Origin of the sequence: Leisingera sp. MMG026, assembly GCF_021654205.1 — a bacterium.
Taxonomy (GTDB): Bacteria; Pseudomonadota; Alphaproteobacteria; order Rhodobacterales; family Rhodobacteraceae; genus Leisingera.
The window spans coordinates 12223-30088 of record NZ_JAKFZM010000046.1 but is presented as its reverse complement, the minus strand read 5'-3'; the positions used below and the strand labels follow the sequence as shown (position 1 = coordinate 30088).

Below are 17866 nucleotides of genomic sequence, written 5' to 3'. Positions count from 1 at the left end.
AGCGCAAAGCGGTCACGCAAGGTCGTTTGGGCTGCACCTGCAGCGAATGACAACTCCGTCCCGCACTGTGAACTCTCGAGCGTAGTGCAAAAGAAGGCCGCTTTCAGCGCTGAACGCTCGGTTAGAGGCAATACTGCTGGCCAAAAAGGCAAAACTATCTGACAGTTTTCAGTGAAGATTTGGTGGAGCCTAGGAGGATCGAACTCCTGACCTCCTGCATGCCATGCAGGCGCTCTCCCAGCTGAGCTAAGGCCCCAAACCTGTCCGCTTTCTAGTGTCCGTTCCGTCTCCGGTGCGGTCCGTCTTGCGGTGTGAGCGTCGTTTAAGGGACGGCGGCGCAGGCTGCAAGCGTAAAATGCGCCGGGTTCCAAACTTTTTTCCGGCACTGCCGGAGGGCTGCCCGGGAAAGGCGAGGCGCTTCCCCGGGCAGCTGGAAACGCCTTAGGAATCGTCCTCGGGGGTCGACATGTCGGCAATCTCGTCCAGCGGAACGTTGTCCTCGTCATCGTCATCGTCCAGGACATCATCGCCCAGATCAACATCGACGTCGTCATCATCTTCCAGAACCGGGCTGTCGCCTTCGAGGTTCTCTTTGGCCTTCAGGGTTGCCGCATCCTCGGCATCTGCCTCGATCATCCGGGTTTTGCCGGTGTCCAGCGCGACGGCCTCGCCCGTGTAGGGGCTGACGATCGGGTTCTTGTTCAGGTCATAAAAGCGCTTGCCAGTGGTGGGGCAGATGCGCTTTACACCCCATTCTTCCTTGGGCATGTGGATCCCCTTGATTAACTGGTGAGTCGTATCGACGATTCAGGTGCCTTGCCATATGAGGGGGGGACTGTCAAAGCCAAAGCCTGGAAAGGGGCGCCTATGGCCGAACACCACCTGCCCGGAAACCCGCCGGTGCCGCTGACGCTGCGGCGGTCGGCACGGGCGCGGCGGATCAGCCTGCGGATATCCTCGCTGGACGGGCGGGTGACACTGACGCTGCCCAAAAGCCTGCCGGAACGGGCCGCACTGGCCTTTGCCGAGGAGAAGGCGGATTGGATCCGGTCGCATCTGGAAAAGCATCCCGAGGCAGTGGAAGCAGGGTTTGGCACGGTGTTGCCGGTTGATGGCCAGAACCGGGTGGTTGAGCGCGCGCCAGGGCGGCGCATCCAGCTGGACGCGGGCCGTATTACGGTGCCGGGGGACAGTCCGGGGCGGGTCTTGCAGCGTTACCTGAAAGAGCTGGCGCGCAACCGGCTGGCCGAGGCGTCGGATTTCTATGCCGCCCGGCTGGGCAAGGGCTACAGCCGCCTGACCTTGCGCGATACCCGGTCGCGCTGGGGGTCCTGCACCGCCGATGGCGGGCTGATGTATTCCTGGCGGCTGATCCTGGCGCCGCCCGCAGTGCTGCGTTATGTCGCCGCCCACGAGGTGGCGCATCTGCAGGAGATGAACCATTCGTCTGCCTTCTGGGCGGTGGTGGAACGCCTCTATGGCCAATACGAGCCGCCGCGCGGCTGGCTGCGCGCAAACGGAGCCGGCCTGCACCGTTACCGGTTCGGCGAATAGCAGCAAGGCTTTGACCCTGCGGATGCGCGGGCTAACCTCTTGGCAGGTACCTGTTTCCAGTTTCCCCGGTTCTTGAGGCTTGCCCGTGTCAGACAAACCGCAACGACGCCTTGCCGCCATTTTTGTGCTGGATGTCTCCGGTTTCAGCCGCTTGATGGCCGAAGATGAGGCAGGAACGCTGAACCAGGTTCTGGCGCAGCAGCAAAGCCTGATTGCTCCGGCGATCCGCAGCCATGAGGGCCGGATCATCAAGCTGATGGGCGACGGGGTGCTGGCGATTTTTCCCAGCGTGATCTCGGCGGTGGAGGCGGCAGCCGGGATCCAGGCCGCCGCCGCCCGCAACCGGCATCTGCAGCTTCGGATCGGTATTACTCTGGGTGAAGTGCTGATTGCCCAGGGCGATATCTATGGCGACGATGTCAATATTGCCGCCCGGCTGGAGGCTTTGGCACCGCTTGGCGGGGTGGCCCTGTCGGCTGAAGCATATGGCCAGGTGCGGGGCCGTATTCCTTATGCGTTCGAGGACCTGGGCCTGCATGAGGTCAAGAACATTCCCGAGCCTGTGCAGGTCTATGTACTCGGCGACGAGCTGACCTCGTTGCCCAGTCTGCACCCGGTGGCCACACCAAAGAAAGCGGACCAGGCAGCTTCGCCACCGCGCTGGCGGGCCGGGCGGCCTGTGTGGCTGGCGCTGGCTGCATTTACGGTCCTGGCTGCGGCCGGCGGCGGCTGGTGGGCCGCGGGCATGCCGGGTCTGCAAGGGGCGGCGCAGACGGCCAGCGGGGCAGAGCAGACGCGGCCGCTGGTTGCCGTGATGCCCTTCACGGCGGCCTCGGCATCTCCTGAACTGGCGCAGGCGCTCACCGGCGAGGTGATCCGCGCGCTTGCCGCGGTTCCCGGCCTGGCAGTGGTGGCTCCGGCCAGCAGCCGGGCGGCGGCCGGACTGCCGCCGGACCAGGCGGCGAAACTGCTGGGAACAGAGTACCTGGTCAGCGGCCACTTGCCTGCCGCTCCGTTACAGGGGATCCGGCTGGATATCCGCAGCCCGTCCGGGCAGGCAGCCCTGCCGCCCCGCCCGCAATCCAGCCTGTCCGGCCTGGCATCTGCAGTGGCGGCAGATATTCTCAACGCTTTCAGCCAGCCGGTGCGTGCGGCCGCGGCGGCGACAGGGCCGGATCAGGCGCTGGTGCATATGCTGATGGCGCGCAGTCACCTGGCGGCTGGGCAGCAGCAAGAGGCCAGACTGGCCGTTAAACAGGCTTTGCAGCTGGCCCCCGGGCTGGCAAAGGCAAGAGTGCTGCAGGCAGAGCTTGACCTGGACTTGCTGACGGGCCCGCTGGCCGGCCTGCCGCAGCGCGCGGCCAAAGCGGCACAGCTGCTCGACGGGCTGCCTGAAACACCCGGAACCTTGCGCATCCGCGCCCTTGCTGCGCAGTTCAGCGGCGCGCGGGACACCGCCTTGACCCATGCGCAGGCGTTGGAGCGCTCTTTTCCGAACGACGCAGATGGCCATCTGCTGCGGGCCTGGCTGCTGCAGGTGGAGGGGCAGGGTGCCGCCGCCGAGGCCGCCTATGCCACTGCTTTGCGGCTCAACCCGGTGCCGTCTGCGCTTTATCAGAGCCTGCGCTCGTCGATGCTGTTTGATGCCGGGCAAGAGGAGGCTGCCGTTGACACTGCCAGTGCGGCGCTGGCGCTGGAACCCCAGGCGCAGCTGGCCCAGGCGGTGCGCTGCGCGGGATTGGCCTCGCTTGGCCGCTTTGAAGAGGCTGGCAGCGCCTGCGCGCAGCTGCAGGCCGCAGGGCTGACACTGGATCAGGCAGCGGGCGCCTTTCCCTATGGTGCCGGGGCCGGCAGTGCGCTGCAACGGCTGCGCACCGGATTCAGCCTGGCAGGGCTGCCTGGCCGCCCCTGACGTGCTGCCCCGGACTTGGGGCCGTGATCACACGCGCGGATCTGTCCGCTTGACCGCGGCGCAATTTGTGATCACTTGAGGGGATGAACCTGACTGCCCGCTCCCCCCAGGACGCTGCCGCCCCTGCCCACGACCGCGTCTACCGCGCTTTGCGCACCCGTATCATGCATGGTGAAATCACCCCCGGCGCTGCGCTGACGCTGCGCGGCATCGGCCGTGAATTCGGCGTCTCAATGACGCCTGCGCGCGAGGCTGTGCGGCGGCTGGCCGCCGAGGGCGCGCTGTTCCTGTCCTCTTCGGGGCGGGTATCCACGCCGGAACTGACAAATGAACGGATTGAGGAGCTGGCGGCCCTGCGCGCGCTGCTGGAGGTGGAGCTGTCCAGCCGTGCCTTGCCGCGCGCGCATATGGCCCTGATCGACCGGCTGCAGATGATCAACGGAACGGTTGCCGAGATGGTCACCAAACGCGACGCGGTCGGCTATATCCGCACCAATCTGGAGTTCCACCGCACCCTGTATCTGCGCGCCCAGGCACCGGCCATGCTGGCGATGGCCGAGACCGTCTGGCTGCAGCTGGGCCCCACCATGCGGGCGCTTTACGGCCGGTTGCGCCGCACCGACCCGCCGCAAAACCACCGCCTGATCATCGCGGCGCTGAAGGCCGGGGATGAACCGGGCTTGCGTTTGGCAGTGCGCTCTGACGTGACCCAGGGTCTGCGGCTCCTGGCCGGGTAGGTCTGCCTCCCGATCCTGCTGGCAGGTACGAGGGCGGAGGCACTCCCGCCTGTTCGGGTCAATTCGGAAATTGCCTCACAGTTGGGCGTGGCCCGGCGCCGTGGCGCCGGGCCACGCCCAAGGCCGCCAGCGGCACTGGCAAAGCCGGTGCCGCGCGGGCGCGGGAGGGTCTGCGTGAACCGAAGTTGCCAAGTTCCGAATGTCCTGTGTGCATTGAGGTTGAGCAAACCTCGTCCAGCCCCCTCAGAACCGGGTGATTACGGTGGCGCCTACGGATTGGAACCGGTCCATTTCCATCAGTGAAGCCACCGATTGCTCCAAGCTGATTTCCTGGCCGATCAGCCGGCCGGGCGCTAGCTTGCCGGATTGCACCATGTCCAGCATTGCACCGTAGCGATGGGCCTGCATGCCGTGGCTGCCAAGGATCTCCAGTTCATCCGCGATCACCCGCGCCATCGGAACCTGCGGCGTGCTGTGGTCCGCCAGCATCAGCCCCACTTGTACATGCTTGCCGCGCTTGCGCAGGCAATTGACCGAATTGAAGCAGGTGTCCGGGTGCCCCAGCGCGTCCAGCGACACATGCGCCCCGCCGCGGGAGATCTCCCGCACCGCTTCTGCCGCATCCGCGGCGGTGCTGGCATCGACCCCGGCAACCGCGCCCAGGCTGCGGGCCAGCGCTAGCTTCTCCTCGGATATGTCGACAGCGATCACATTGGCGCCAAGTGCGGTGGCGATCATTACCGCCGACAGCCCAACGCCGCCGCAGCCATGCACCGCCACCCATTGCCCGCCGGAAACCCGGCCTTGATCTGCCACTGCGCGGAAGGATGTGGCAAAGCGGCAGCCAAGGCTGGCGGCAGTGGCAAACCCCATGGTTTCCGGCAGCGCTACCAGGTTCAAATCCGCATGATGGATGGACACATATTCGGCAAAAGATCCCCAATGGGTAAAGCCGGGCTGGAACTGGCTGTGGCAGACCTGCTGGTGGCCGGCATGGCACTCCGGGCAGCTGCCGCAGCCGCCAACGAACGGCACTGTGACCCGGTCGCCGCGCCGCCATTTGCTGACATCCTTGCCAACCGCGGCAACCGTGCCTGCCAGCTCGTGGCCCGGCACATGCGGCAGGGTGATATCCGCATCATGCCCCATCCAGCCGTGCCAGTCGCTGCGGCACACACCGGTTGCCTCAACCTTGATCACCACGCCGTGGGGCGCCGGAGCTGGATCCGGCAGCGAAACCACTTCCGGTGCTTCACCAAAGCGTTCATAGAGCACAGCTTTCATCGGGGCAGGTTCCTTTGACGGTTGCAAGAGATAAGGCTTATTAGCAGGCAGCTGCCGGGGAGAGTATTTCTGATGCCTCTGCAATTCTGGAGAAATCCGGCGTAGTCTTTCCAGAAATGCCACTATTGAGCAGGAGTCTTTCGCTGTGGAGCAAATTGATAAGGTGGATGCCCGTATCCTGGACTGTCTTCAGCGCGATGGCAGGCTGTCCAATGCCAAGCTCGCGGAACGGCTGTCGCTCAGTGAAACGCCCTGCTGGCGGCGGCTGAAACGGCTGAGCGAGTCCGGCGTGATCGAGGGGTATCAGGCGGTCCTGAACCGCCGCGCGCTAGGGTTCGGAGTGATGGCCTTTGTCCAGCTTAGCTGCACTGAACATGACGCGGCCACGACAGCAGACTTCCAGCGCGCCATCGAAGCCAGCCCGAATGTGCTGGCCTGCCACAATACCACCGGGGACGCGGATTTTCTGCTGCAGGTGGTGGCGCGCGATCTGGATGATTACAGTCGCTTCGTTGAAACCGTGCTGCGCCGGTTGCCGGGGGTGTCGGGGATCAAGTCCAGCCTGTCCTTGAGGGAGCTGAAATCGTCCAGTCATTTGCCGGTGAGCGATCTGCGGATGTGAACAGCGCTGACCTGCGCAAATGGCTCCCGGCCAGCGGCTCCCGCCTGCGCAGGCCTGCCTGTCAGGCAGACCCTTGCAGTTGGGCCCGGCCCGGAGCCCTGGCACCGGGCCGGGCCCAAGGCCGCCAGCGGCGGCGGCGTCAGCCGGCGGTGCGCGGGCGCGGGAGGGGTTCCGCCACCTGCGCCCTTAAGATCGGGTGCGCCTGATCAGGCCCCGCCGCCGGTGTAGTAGGGTGAGTTCATTGCCCGGCTGGCCGCCTCGGTGACCGAGGCATCAAAGACCCGCGTGTAAAAGGCGCAGCCCAGTTCCGCCGCAGTTTCCGGGAACAGGTTCAGCGCAAAATCCAAAGCGTTGTCCAGCGTGTCAAAGGCGTCGAACCCACCCAGTGTCCGGGTCTGCAGCCCGCTCAGCCAAACCTTGTTCTGCAATCCCGGCAGCATTTTCAACGCCGCGTTGCGCGCTTGCCAGGGGGCTTCTTCAAACGGCACCGACAGTTGCAGTTCGGTGTACACAAACGCCCCTGGAGCCGCAGCCCCGCTGTTGTAATGCGCCGCACCCATATCGCGGCTGGCCGTGGCGGTGGCCTCGGCGTCAAACACCCGCGTGTTGTGGGCGACGCCAAAGCTGCGCGGCTCGCCCGGGAAATAGCCAGTCACAAAGCTGCTTGCATTTTGCAAGTGAATAAGGGTTCGCATGATGGCTTGCGTTTTGCAAGTATAAAAACTACCAAGAGTTCATGACTGATAAGCACAGCAAATACGGGTCCGGCTGCCCGGTGGCCTATGCCCTTGATATCTTTGGCGACCGCTGGAGCCTTCTGGTGATCCGCGACATGGCCGTGAAGGGTGCGCGCACCTATGGCGAGCTGCTGAACGGCGGGGAGGGGATCTCAACCAACATCCTGGCGCAGCGGATGAAGCAGCTTGAAGAGGCGGGGATCCTGAGCAAAAGCAAGGATCCGCAGAACGGCCGCAGCTACATTTACACACTCACGCCAAAGGGCCGGGATCTGGCGCCGGTACTGGCAGATATCGCCGTGTGGAGCGCCAGATACAACAAAGCCGGCCACGCGATGACCGGCTTCAGTGACAAAGTGCAGGCAGACCGGGACGGCGTTATCACCCGGATCCGCGCGGGTAAGCTGCCTTAGGCCGCCAGCCCTTTGGAGCCGATGTCCAGGAACTTCTGGCGCCGGTCTTTGATCAGTTCGTCTGCGGTCTTGCCCTTCAGCTCGTCCAGCATATCCTGGATCGCGCCGCTGACCGAGGCCATTGCCGCCTTGGTATCACGATGCGCGCCGCCCAGCGGTTCCGGGATGATCCGGTCATTGACGCCCAGCTTCTGCAGGTCCTGTGCTGTCAGGCGCAGCGCTTCCGCCGCTTCGCGCATCTTCTCGGCATCCTTCCACAGGATCGAGGCGCAGCCTTCAGGGCTGATCACCGAGTAAACCGAATGTTCCAGCATCGCCACACGGTTGGCCGAGGCAAAAGCCACCGCACCGCCGGAGCCGCCCTCACCGATAATGACTGAGATCAGCGGCACGCCGATCTTCAGGCACATCTCGGTCGAACGCGCAATTGCTTCCGACTGGCCGCGCTCCTCGGCGCCTTTGCCGGGATAGGCGCCGGCGGTGTCGACCAAAGTGATCACCGGCAGCTTGAAGCGGCCGGCCATCTCCATCAGCCGGATAGCCTTGCGGTAGCCCTCAGGGCGGGCCATGCCGAAGTTGCGCTCAATCCGCGATTTGGTGTCGCTGCCCTTCTCATGGCCGATCACCACCACCGGCTGATCGTTGAACCGGGCAAGACCGCCCATCACGGCCAGATCGTCGGCAAAATTCCGGTCGCCGGCCAGCGGCGTGTATTCGGTGAACAGCGCCTTGATGTAATCCTGGCAATGGGGGCGGTCGGGGTGCCGTGCCACCTGGCATTTGCGCCAGGGCGTCAGCTCCTTGTAGAGGTCTTTCAGCAGCTGAGCCGCCTTGGCGTCCAGCGCCGCGGCCTCATCCGCCACGTCCATTTCCTCATTCGCGCGCGCCAGCGCCCGCAGCTCCTCCGCCTTGCCTTCGATTTCGGCCAGCGGTTTTTCGAATTCCAGATACTGGGTCATGTCGCCTCTGCTCAGCGGGTTTGCCGTTATATGGCCTTAGCAGCGCCAAGATGCAACTCAGCAAGATTTGTGATCTGCTGCCATGGCATGAGGGAAGAGCTAAAGAGCGCAAGGGAGGCACCGCGAATGGCCGCCAGTTACGAAGACCGGATCCTGCGGGTTCTGGCCTATATCCACGGCAACACCGATGGCGATCTGTCGCTGGACAGGCTGGCCGATGTGGCGGCGATGTCGCGGTTTCACTGGCACCGGGTATTCCGCGCCCTGACGGGTGAAACCTGCGCCCAGGCTGTGCGCCGCATCCGGCTGCACCGCGCCGCGGGCTGGCTGGTGCAGGGGGACATGCCCATTGCGCAGGTTGCGGCCCGCGCCGGCTACCCCAATCAGAACAGCTTCTCCCGCGCGTTCTCTGATGCTTACGGCAGCAGCCCGGCGGCCTTCCGCCGGTCGGGTCAATTCCGGCTGCCGAACCCAATCCTCAGAACAGGAAGCTACCTGATGTATGACGTGATCACCCGCACCGACCCCGCCCGCCGCCTGGCCGGCCTGCCGCACAAGGGCGCCTACATGGAAATCGGCAAAAGCTTCGAGGCCTTCGGCGCGATCTGCGAAAGCCGCGGATTGTGGCCGCAGCTGGGCGCGATCACCGGGGTCTATTTCGACAGCCCGGACGCGGTGCCCGAAGCGGATCTGCGCAGCTTTGCCGGGGCAGAATTTACCGGCGGCACGCTGCCTGATGGGATGGAGGAGGTCAGCCTCCCCGGCGGTAAAACCGCGGTGCTGACGTATAGGGGGCCGTATTCGGGCCTCCATGCCGCCTATCACAGCCTGTTCGGCAATTGGCTGCCGCAGTCCGGCGAGGAGCCGGCCGATCAGCCCTGCTATGAGATCTACCTCAACAATCCGCGCGACACCGCGCCCGAGGATCTGCTGACCGAAATCTGCCTGCCGTTGAAGTAGCCCTACGCCTGCAGCAGGATCGCTGCCAATGACGCCAGCAGCAGCGCGGCCATGGTCCAGTTGAACGCCCGCAGCTGCGCGGGCCGGGTCAGCAGCCGCCGCAGCTGCTGGCCCAGCATGGTCCAGGTCGATGCCGAAAAACAGCCGATCAGCAGGTAGGTGCCGGAGACCCACAGAATGGCACTCAGGTCGCGGCTGGCCGCATAAAGCGTGATTGCCCCCAGCGCCATCGCCCAGGCCTTGGGGTTGACCCATTGAAAGGCGCAGGCCTGCACAAAACTCAAAGGCCTGCCCTCGGCTGCCCCCTCCCGCGGCGGCGCGGCATTGGCGATCTTCCAGGCCAGCCACAGCATATAGGCCACAGACAGCACCGTCATCACCGGGGTCAGCACCGGGAAGGCATCAAACAGATGCATCACCCCCAGCCCGACCGGCAGGATCATCAGCGGAAAGCCGACCGCCACTCCCAGCAAATGCGGAATCGTCCGGTGAAAGCCGAAATTGGCCCCTGAGGCCATCAGCATCAGGTTGTTCGGGCCGGGCGTGAAGACCGTGCCAAAAACAAAACCGGCCAGCGCAAAGAGGAGTTCATAGGTCATGGGCAAGAAGATTGCGCAGTGATTGCCAAATGAAATTGCGTTTTGCAGCGTTTGCTGCGTAATTTCACAATCAATGGCGAAGAATGATAAGATAAACCAACGAATATTGCGGGAACTCACCCGGGACGGCCGGATCAGCAATCTGGAACTGGCCGAGCGTGCGGGCCTTTCGCCCTCGGCCTGCCTGCGCCGGGTGCAGGAGCTGGAGCGCGCCGGCGTCATAACCGGTTACCGTGCCGTGCTGGACCGGCAAAAGCTGGGGATAGGCTTTGCCACCTATATCGGCGTCGGCCTGGGTGAGCACACCAAGGACGCGCAGGAAGCTTTTGAACTTGCCATGCAGGCCGCGCCCGAGGTGGTTGAATGCCACAACATCACCGGCACCATTGAATACCTCCTGCGCGTCGAATGCGCCGATCTGCCCAGCTACAAGAAATTCCATACTGATATCCTGGGCACGTCTCCTTATGTCACAGCAATCACCACCTATGTGGTAATGGGGTCGCCCAAAGACTTGCGGGCGTGATCCCTTGCCGGCTTTGGATTTTGAGTATTTGTAAAAAGGTGAACAAAGAGCTTCTTCATCTTTCTCCTAAATACTCACTGCGAAACGTCTGCCGCAGAGACAACGTTTAGCATGCGGGCGGATACGCCCGCCCGCCTCCGCCTTATTGGCGGCGCCGCCAATCCTTAACCGCCACGCTGATACGGCACTGGGTAACGGCACTGGGAACATGATCCAGAACAGATGAGCAACTGGCGGGGCAGAGGGCCTTGCCGGGCAAAACTCGTGGCTGGGGTCAACAGGTTCAGCGGTGTGCCAGCAAAACCCGCATGGCAATCTCCGGTGAGGCCAGCACCGGCACCTGGGTCTGCGCCCGCAGCACTGCTGCCGCCCCGGCCATCGAGGCCTGCGCCAGCACAACGCAGCCAAAGGTGCCATCCTTAAGCGCCATTGCGATGCTTTCTGCTAAGGCAGCAGAAAAATCCGCGCTGGCGCCCGTTTCAAACAACGGCCAGTGCTGCCCAAGAAACATCGGGACCAGTTGCGGATCACACCCGCCAAAGGCCCGCCGCAGCAGCGCCTCTGATGGGGTCGCGGTGCTGTCCAGGCAATAGGCCATCAGCACCGGCCCGCCGATCCGCGCCGCTTCCTGCATCATCGGCCAGTCGACGCGGATGGCGCCTGCCTCCTCTGCTACCGGGCCAAGGGTGGTGCAGGTGCACAGCACCGGGCCGTCAGCCGCGCTGATTGCCGCAGCAATCTCTGCCTTCAGATCCGCGCCAATGCCATCCCGCGCCCGTGCCAGCCAATCGCTGCGCACTTGCTGGTTCAGATCCGTTTCGGGTGCCAACGCCCGGAACGTCCTTGCATGCACCTCTGCCGTATGCAGCAAAGTCAATTTTGTCATCAAACTCTCCATACGGAAAAGGCGCCCCATCGGGACGCCTTTGCACATTGTCTATGCGAACCGGCGTCAGCTGTTCGCAATCAGTTCGGCCTGGGCCACAATCACTTCAGCCTGCTTGATCGAGGCGATATCGACAAGGCGGCCCTTATATACAGTAGCGCCGGCACCCGACGCCTTGGCCTCTTCCATCGCTGCCAGGATCTCGCGGGCTTCCGCCACAGCCTCATCCGAGGGGGTGAAGACCTGATTGGCCAGTGCGATCTGACTGGGATGGATCGCCCATTTGCCGACCATGCCCAGGGTCGCGGACCGTTTCGCCTGGGCGATATAGCCATCCTCGTCCGAGAAATCGCCGAACGGCCCGTCAACCGGCAGGATGCCATGGGTTCGGCAAGCGGCGACAATTGCAGCCTGCGCCCAGTGCCAGGGGTCGGACCAATGCTTTTCGCCTTCGCGGATCATGTAGTAGTTTTCCTGCGTCCCGCCGATGCCGGTGGTCTGCATCCCCATCGAGGCAGCAAAATCCGCAGCACCCAGCGACATCGCCTGCAGCCGGGGCGAGGATTTGGCGATATCCTCGGCATGGGCAATGCCTGCCGCCGACTCGATGATCACTTCAAAGGACACCGGTTTGGCCCGGCCTTTGGCGCGCTCAACCGCGGTGACCAGCGCGTCCACCGCGTATACATCCTCGGCGCAGCCGACCTTGGGGATCATGATCTGATCCAGCCTGTCACCGGCCTGTTCCAGAATGTCCACCACGTCGCGGTACCAATAGGGGGTGTCGAGCCCGTTGATCCGCACCGACAGATACTTGCTGCCCCAGTCGACGCCATTGATCGCCTCGATCACATTGGCGCGGGCCTGATCCTTGTCGGAGGGGGCCACCGAATCCTCAAGATCGAGGTTGATCACATCCGCCGCCGAAGCGGCCATCTTCTCGAACAGTTTGACTTTGGAGCCGGGGCCGAACAGCTGGCAGCGGTTGGGACGCGCCGGAGCGGCGGGCTGGATGCGGAAGGACATGCGGAAACCCCCTGGGTAAGGAAATTGCAGAATTTTCGCTGTTCTGGTTATTAAGTTGCGCGCCTTCTTGCAAGCGGATTTTGCACTTGCGGCACGAAACGCCGCGTTGCGGCAATCCCGTTTGCGCCTTTTGCGTCGCAAACCCGCGCGAAACTGCCGCCGGCATGCTGCATTGCGCAAGAAAAGACACGGGCGCAGATCCGGGCGGAAAAGGAGTTTCATGAAACGCGCATTGATCGACAACTGGGCCCTGTTTCTGGGCATGCTGCTGCTTATGGTCGGTAACGGGCTGCTGGTCACGCTGCTGACGATCCGCGGCTCGACGCTGGGGTTCACGGACCTTGAGATTTCCGTCATGCAGGCCTGTTATCCGCTGGGGGCGCTGGCGGGAACAATGCTGACCCCGAGGCTGATCGAGAAGGTCGGCCATATCCGGGTGTTCTCGGCGCTTGCGTCGATGGTTTCGGTGGCGGCGATTGCCCATCTGCTGACCTCGGACCCGGTCAGCTGGGCGGCGATGCGGCTGCTGGCGGGCTTTTGTTTTCCGGGCCTTTACGTGATCACCGAAAGCTGGCTCAACGCCAAGTCGGAAAACCGGATCCGGGCGCAGGTGCTGTCGGTCTATTTCATCATCCAGACGGCGGGGCCGGCGCTGGGCACCGCGATGGTCGGCCTGCCGGATCCCAGCGGCAACCTGTTGTTCGGTGTCACTTCGATCCTGTTGTCGGTGGCTATTGTGCCGCTTTTGCTGTCCAACATCCGGGCGCCGGATTACTCGGCGCCGGACCGGATCCCGGTGACGCGGCTGTATAAAGTGTCGCCGATGACGGTTCTGGGCATCGTCATCATGGGGGCGGGAGTGGTGGCCTGGTACATCAGCCTGCCGCTTTATGCACTGCAAAACGGTTTCAGCGAGGCGCAGGCCTCGGGCGCGCTGGTTATTGCGCTGATCGCCTCGGCGCTGGTGCAATACCCGGTCGGCTGGCTGTCGGACCGCACTGACCGGCGTTATGTGGTGATTGCGCTGTCGGGGATCTCGGCACTGGTTGCGCTGTGGATGGCGGTGGACACGGCGCCGTCGCGCATAGTGGTCGGGTTTTCGGTCATCGCTGCAACCACGCTGCCGATCTATTCGATCCTGGCGGCCCACGCCAACGACCAGCTGCAGCCGGGGCAGGTGGTGCCGGCCAGCGGCACCATGGCGTTCCTGCTGCAGCTGGGGCAGTTTTTCGGCATTCTGATCGGGCCGAACATGATCAGTGTCGCGGACGGGCGGGGGCTGCAATACCTGCTGATCGCGGTTGGCGTGACCGTGGCGCTGATCGCCATTGCGCGGCGCGCGACCTCCGGGGCGCCCGAGGACACCGGCGAATTCCAGGCCATGGGTGTGATCGGCGTGGCGCAGCCGGGGGTGCTGCAGGCGGAATCATGGGCGGAAGAGGAGGAAACGTCTGTAAGTAGCAGTGCCTGCGAAGAATCTTCTGATATTTAGTAGATTTAGCGAAGAAAATCGTGCAAGTAGGGCGTTCCCGCGTGATTTCGAGAGGACTTTGCGCGAAATTAGCCCGATTTTAGCGCGACCAATTTAACTCGAAGGATGAGCGCGATGATCGAGACCCCTTATCTGCTGTTCCTGGGCGACGCGCCTGACATGCTGGCCGCCAAGGTTGCCATCGGTATCCGCGACTGGCGTCCGGATCACGCTGTCGGCCAGATCCGCCTGCCGGGCTGCGGCGCCGATCTGGGCCTGACTGAGATGTCCCTGGCAGAAGCCAAGGCAGCCGGTGCCAAGACGCTGGTTATCGGCGTGGCCAACCGCGGCGGCGTGATCTCGCCCGCATGGAAAGAAGTGCTGATCGCGGCGCTGGAAATGGGCTATGACATCGCCTCGGGCCTGCACAACCTGCTGCGCGACGAGGGCGACCTGGTGGCTGCCGCCCAGACCCATGGCGGCACCCTGCACGACGTGCGTGTTCCCACTGTCGGTTATCCGATTGCCAATGGTGTCAAGCGCAAAGGCAAGCGCTGCCTGGCAGTCGGCACCGATTGTTCGGTCGGCAAGATGTACACCGCCCTGGCAATGGACGCGGACATGCAGGAACGCGGCATGAAGTCGACCTTCCGCGCCACCGGCCAGACCGGCATCCTGATCACCGGTCACGGTGTGCCGCTGGACGCGGTCATTGCCGACTTCATGGCGGGCTCGATCGAATACCTGACCCCGGACAATGACGACGACCACTGGGACCTGATCGAAGGCCAGGGCTCGCTGTTCCACGTCTCCTACTCAGGCGTCACCATGGCGCTGGTGCATGGCGGCCAGCCGGATGCGCTGATCCTGTGCCACGAGCCGACCCGCACCCATATGCGCGGCCTGCCGGATTATGACGTGCCGAGCCTGGAAGAGCTGAAAGCCGTGGCCCTGCCGCTGGCACAGCGCGCCAACCCGGCCTGCAAGGTTGTCGGTATCTCGGTGAACACCCAGCACCTGTCCGAGGATGAAGCGGTCAAGTATCTGGCCGAAGTTGAAGAGCGGATGGGCCTGCCCGCCGTCGACCCGTACCGCCACGGTGCAGGCCGACTGGTGGACGCGCTGGCCGCGGTCTGATCTAACAGCCCCGCCGGAGGTGCTTGCCGACAGGGCAGGTGCCTCCGGCGGGAGTATTTTTGAAAAGATGAATACGCCGGAGCCGGGTTTTCCAGGCCTCAGGCTAAGGTTCGCCGCCACGCGCGGGGCGCCGCAGGAAGGGGCAGTTTCATGAACATCACTGTTACACCGGACGTCTTTAAGCTGGCGCAGGTTTTCACCATCTCGCGCGGTTCGCGCACCGAAGCCAAAGTGCTGACCGTGCGGGTGGAGAGGGACGGCGTCACCGGCTGGGGCGAATGTGTGCCTTATGCCCGTTACAACGAGACGCTGGACAGCGTGACGGGTGAGATAGAGGGGCTGCCTGCTGATTTCACCCGCGCAGAGCTGCAATCGCTGCTGCCCGCTGGTGCTGCCCGCAACGCGGTGGATTGCGCGTTGTGGGATCTGGAGGCGAAGCAGGCCGGCAAACGTGTCTGGGAACTGGCCGGGCTGGAAGCCCCTGGGCCGGAGATCACTGCTTACACGCTGTCGCTTGACACGCCGGAGAAGATGCAAAAGCAGGCCGCCGAAAATGCTTTCCGCCCGCTGTTGAAGATCAAGCTGGGCACCCCCGACGACATGCCGCGTCTGGAAGCGGTGCGCGCCGGAGCGCCGGATGCCAAGATCATCATCGACGCCAACGAGGGCTGGTCGGCAGAGGTTTACGCCGAACTGGCGCCGCATCTGGTGCGGCTGGGCGTGGAGCTGGTGGAGCAGCCGCTGCCTGCGGGTGAGGACGCGGCCCTCATTGGCATGGAGCGCCCGGTGCCTGTTTGCGCCGATGAGAGCTGCCATGACCGCGAAAGCCTGCCGAAGCTCAAGGGCAAATACGATGTGGTCAACATCAAGCTGGACAAAACCGGCGGGTTGACCGAGGCGCTGAAGCTGCGTGATCAGGCGCTGGCCGAAGGGTATCAGGTGATGGTCGGCTGCATGGTCGGATCCTCATTGGCGATGGCGCCGGCGACGCTTGTGGCGCAGGGTGCGGCGGTTACGGATCTTGACGGGCCGCTCTTGCTGGCCGAAGACCGAGAGGAACCTTTGACATTTGATGCCGAAGGCGTGCACCCGCCTGTGGCTGCACTCTGGGGCTAAGGAGAATACCATGACCCGTACCGTTTTTGTGAATGGCGAATACCTGCCTGAGGGGGAAGCCAAGGTTTCGATTTTTGACCGCGGCTTTCTGTTTGCCGATGCGGTTTATGAGGTGACCTCGGTTCTGGATGGCAAGCTGATCGATTTTGACGGCCACGCCGTGCGCCTGGACCGCTCGCTGAAAGAGCTGGACATGGCCTCGCCCTGTACCAAGGACGAGCTGCTGGAAATCCACCGCAAGCTGGTGGAACTGAACGGCATTGAGGAAGGCCTGGTGTACCTGCAGGTCTCCCGCGGCTCCGACGGCGACCGTGACTTTGTGTTCCCCTCCGCCGATACCCCGCCGTCGCTGGTGCTGTTCACCCAGAACAAGCCGGGCCTGGCCGACAGCCCGGCCGCGCAGAAAGGCGCCAAGATCATTTCGATCGAGGACATCCGCTGGGGCCGCCGCGACATCAAGACCGTGCAGCTGCTGTATCCGTCGATGGGCAAGATGATGGCCAAGAAGGCGGGCTGCGACGATGCCTGGCTGATTGAGGACGGCTATGTGACCGAGGGCACGTCGAACAACGCCTATTATGTGAAGAACGGCAAGATCGTGACCCGGCCGCTGTCCAATGACATCCTGCACGGCATCACCCGCGCTGCGGTGTTGCGCCTAGCGCAAGAAGCGCAGATGGAGATCGAGGAGCGCCTGTTCACCATTGATGAGGCGAAAGAGGCGGATGAAGCCTTTACCACCTCTGCCAGCGCCTTTGTGATGCCGGTGGTAGAGATCGACGGTGCGGCGCTGGGTGACGGCACTCCCGGACCGATCGCCAAGCGCCTGCGCGAGATCTATTTGGAAGAAAGCCGCAAGAAAGCAGTCTGAGACACGCAGCCTGGATTGCAGATGCCCGGATTGATGAGGGCCGTCCCAATGGGGCGGCCTTTCTGCATTTTTTGCGGATGACGACGCCTTCATATGGATTTAGCGGGGTGAGGATTGGCTGCCATTGATGCCCGGGGATTAACAATCGCACGCGCCCCGGGTGAATGTCCTTGCCCGGGACTGATTGCGGCGGGATTTTAACTAATTTTACACAAAATGGGCCAGTTCCGGACGAATTAGGATAGGGTGGGGACATAGAAAGCGCTGCCCGCATAAGCGGGGGGATGCCAGAGTTTCACGTTAGGGAGTTGCCCAATGGATCAGACCTTTCAGCCGGAGTTCGCAGCCGTTGTGGAATGCCCGTCAGCCGAGGGCAGCGAGGCCGAGATTCTGGCAGCCGTGCGCAGGGTGCTGACCGCAGAAGAGGCCATTGACCCGGAGATTGCGCAGTCGGCTGCCAAGCGCGGCTGGTTCACGGGCAAAGCGCGGGCGTTTGAGCCTTCAGTCACAAGTTCGCTTGCCGCGCGGTTGCTTGGCCGGTTCCGCGGCTAAGCATCACCGCCCTGTCCTGCCTGCAGCGCCCTGCGGTGCCGGATCACTCAAATGACTAGTCCCGGCACGGCCCCGCAACAGAAATGACAAGGCCGCCGCTGACCGGCGGCCTCTTTGGTTTTCAATGGCAATGGACTGTGCCGGTTGCCGTTTCCATATGGCAGCACTGGCCCGGAGGAGAGCTTTTCCGGCAGCCTCCGCCATGCATTACAATTCCTTGCTGAACGATACCTGCCGGCTCCAGCGTGCTGGCGAGCAGGGCCGCAGGGGACAAAAGAGCGCCTGCAAGGGCCAACGCTGGTATCAAAGTCTTCATTCTCAGTCTTCCAATAATGCTCTGTGCCGAGTGTATTTACCCATGGTGTAAGCCACGCAAGACTTTTCCCGCCTTGCGGGCGGGCCAAATTTCCAAACCGTGCTTCTTTCTGGTCTGCAATACCCCAGGGTGAATTGGCCGCCAGGCCAAGAGGGGCAGCGCCCCTGCGCCGTTCCTCTTGGCCTGGC

Annotated in this window: 19 protein-coding genes and 1 tRNA gene; 12 read left to right on the top strand and 8 right to left on the bottom strand. The window is 63.4% G+C overall.

What is annotated here, in order from left to right; genetic code table 11:
• Positions 1 to 180: 180 nt before the first annotated feature.
• Both L1069_RS19645 and L1069_RS19640 read right to left on the bottom strand, forming a co-directional pair.
• Positions 181 to 256, bottom strand: a tRNA-Ala gene (locus tag L1069_RS19645).
• A gap of 185 nt (positions 257 to 441) precedes the next feature.
• Positions 442 to 768, bottom strand: coding sequence for a TIGR02300 family protein (locus tag L1069_RS19640; protein WP_129369681.1), 327 nt, complete (start codon positions 766 to 768; stop codon positions 442 to 444).
• A gap of 99 nt (positions 769 to 867) precedes the next feature.
• On the opposite strand from L1069_RS19640, the gene L1069_RS19635 reads away from it, so the two are divergent.
• The 3 genes from L1069_RS19635 (at position 868) to L1069_RS19625 (ending at position 4203) form a co-directional block, all read left to right on the top strand.
• Positions 868 to 1554, top strand: a complete 687-nt coding sequence (locus tag L1069_RS19635) for a SprT family zinc-dependent metalloprotease (protein WP_237456795.1) — start codon at positions 868 to 870, stop codon at positions 1552 to 1554.
• 85 nt (positions 1555 to 1639) lie between these two features.
• Entirely contained in the window at positions 1640 to 3466 is a 1827-nt protein-coding gene (locus L1069_RS19630) for an adenylate/guanylate cyclase domain-containing protein (RefSeq protein ID WP_237456794.1), read from the top strand.
• Positions 3467 to 3549: 83 nt separating this feature from the next.
• On the top strand, positions 3550 to 4203 hold the full coding sequence (locus L1069_RS19625; protein ID WP_129369684.1) for a GntR family transcriptional regulator: 654 nt from the start codon (positions 3550 to 3552) through the stop codon (positions 4201 to 4203).
• 243 nt (positions 4204 to 4446) lie between these two features.
• Here the strand turns inward: L1069_RS19625 and L1069_RS19620 are convergent, their stop codons facing one another.
• Entirely contained in the window at positions 4447 to 5487 is a 1041-nt protein-coding gene (locus L1069_RS19620) for a zinc-dependent alcohol dehydrogenase family protein (protein ID WP_237456793.1), read from the bottom strand.
• Between the two features lie 145 nt (positions 5488 to 5632).
• Between L1069_RS19620 and L1069_RS24315 the strand changes: the two genes are divergently transcribed.
• Complete coding sequence (locus L1069_RS24315) at positions 5633 to 6109, top strand: Lrp/AsnC ligand binding domain-containing protein (protein ID WP_237456792.1); 477 nt, start codon at positions 5633 to 5635, stop codon at positions 6107 to 6109.
• 206 nt (positions 6110 to 6315) lie between these two features.
• Here the strand turns inward: L1069_RS24315 and L1069_RS19610 are convergent, their stop codons facing one another.
• Complete coding sequence (locus L1069_RS19610) at positions 6316 to 6804, bottom strand: hypothetical protein (RefSeq protein WP_237456791.1); 489 nt, start codon at positions 6802 to 6804, stop codon at positions 6316 to 6318.
• Between the two features lie 41 nt (positions 6805 to 6845).
• Between L1069_RS19610 and L1069_RS19605 the strand changes: the two genes are divergently transcribed.
• Positions 6846 to 7259, top strand: a complete 414-nt coding sequence (locus L1069_RS19605) for a helix-turn-helix domain-containing protein (RefSeq protein WP_237456790.1) — start codon at positions 6846 to 6848, stop codon at positions 7257 to 7259.
• On the opposite strand, the gene L1069_RS19600 is transcribed toward L1069_RS19605, so the two are convergent.
• On the bottom strand, positions 7256 to 8218 hold the full coding sequence (locus tag L1069_RS19600) for an acetyl-CoA carboxylase carboxyltransferase subunit alpha (protein WP_237456789.1): 963 nt from the start codon (positions 8216 to 8218) through the stop codon (positions 7256 to 7258). The genes L1069_RS19605 and L1069_RS19600 overlap by 4 nt on opposite strands.
• A 126-nt stretch (positions 8219 to 8344) precedes the next feature.
• Between L1069_RS19600 and L1069_RS19595 the strand changes: the two genes are divergently transcribed.
• Positions 8345 to 9178, top strand: a complete 834-nt coding sequence (locus L1069_RS19595; RefSeq protein ID WP_237456788.1) for an AraC family transcriptional regulator — start codon at positions 8345 to 8347, stop codon at positions 9176 to 9178.
• A 2-nt stretch (positions 9179 to 9180) separates the two neighbouring features.
• Here L1069_RS19595 and L1069_RS19590 read toward each other — a convergent pair whose 3' ends face one another.
• Complete coding sequence (locus L1069_RS19590) at positions 9181 to 9777, bottom strand: LysE family translocator (RefSeq protein WP_129369691.1); 597 nt, start codon at positions 9775 to 9777, stop codon at positions 9181 to 9183.
• 73 nt (positions 9778 to 9850) lie between these two features.
• On the opposite strand from L1069_RS19590, the gene L1069_RS19585 reads away from it, so the two are divergent.
• Positions 9851 to 10303, top strand: a complete 453-nt coding sequence (locus L1069_RS19585) for an Lrp/AsnC family transcriptional regulator (protein WP_237456787.1) — start codon at positions 9851 to 9853, stop codon at positions 10301 to 10303.
• 283 nt (positions 10304 to 10586) lie between these two features.
• Here the strand turns inward: L1069_RS19585 and L1069_RS19580 are convergent, their stop codons facing one another.
• Both L1069_RS19580 and L1069_RS19575 read right to left on the bottom strand, forming a co-directional pair.
• The gene (locus L1069_RS19580) at positions 10587 to 11189 is read right to left on the bottom strand and encodes a hypothetical protein (RefSeq protein WP_237456786.1); all 603 of its coding nucleotides are present in this window, start codon (positions 11187 to 11189) and stop codon (positions 10587 to 10589) included.
• 66 nt (positions 11190 to 11255) lie between these two features.
• On the bottom strand, positions 11256 to 12215 hold the full coding sequence (locus L1069_RS19575; protein WP_129369694.1) for an L-malyl-CoA/beta-methylmalyl-CoA lyase: 960 nt from the start codon (positions 12213 to 12215) through the stop codon (positions 11256 to 11258).
• Positions 12216 to 12435: 220 nt separating this feature from the next.
• Between L1069_RS19575 and L1069_RS19570 the strand changes: the two genes are divergently transcribed.
• From L1069_RS19570 to L1069_RS19550, 5 genes are all read left to right on the top strand, one after another.
• The gene (locus L1069_RS19570) at positions 12436 to 13707 is read left to right on the top strand and encodes an MFS transporter (protein ID WP_237456785.1); all 1272 of its coding nucleotides are present in this window, start codon (positions 12436 to 12438) and stop codon (positions 13705 to 13707) included.
• 114 nt (positions 13708 to 13821) lie between these two features.
• Complete coding sequence (gene dgcN, locus L1069_RS19565) at positions 13822 to 14823, top strand: N-acetyltransferase DgcN (RefSeq protein ID WP_134830731.1); 1002 nt, start codon at positions 13822 to 13824, stop codon at positions 14821 to 14823.
• Between the two features lie 150 nt (positions 14824 to 14973).
• Complete coding sequence (gene dgcA / locus L1069_RS19560) at positions 14974 to 15939, top strand: N-acetyl-D-Glu racemase DgcA (RefSeq protein WP_134830730.1); 966 nt, start codon at positions 14974 to 14976, stop codon at positions 15937 to 15939.
• A gap of 10 nt (positions 15940 to 15949) precedes the next feature.
• A complete protein-coding gene (locus tag L1069_RS19555) occupies positions 15950 to 16810 on the top strand; it encodes a D-amino-acid transaminase (RefSeq protein WP_129369698.1) in 861 nt (286 codons plus the stop codon).
• 315 nt (positions 16811 to 17125) lie between these two features.
• Complete coding sequence (locus L1069_RS19550) at positions 17126 to 17362, top strand: hypothetical protein (RefSeq protein WP_237456784.1); 237 nt, start codon at positions 17126 to 17128, stop codon at positions 17360 to 17362.
• Positions 17363 to 17866 lie beyond the last annotated feature (504 nt).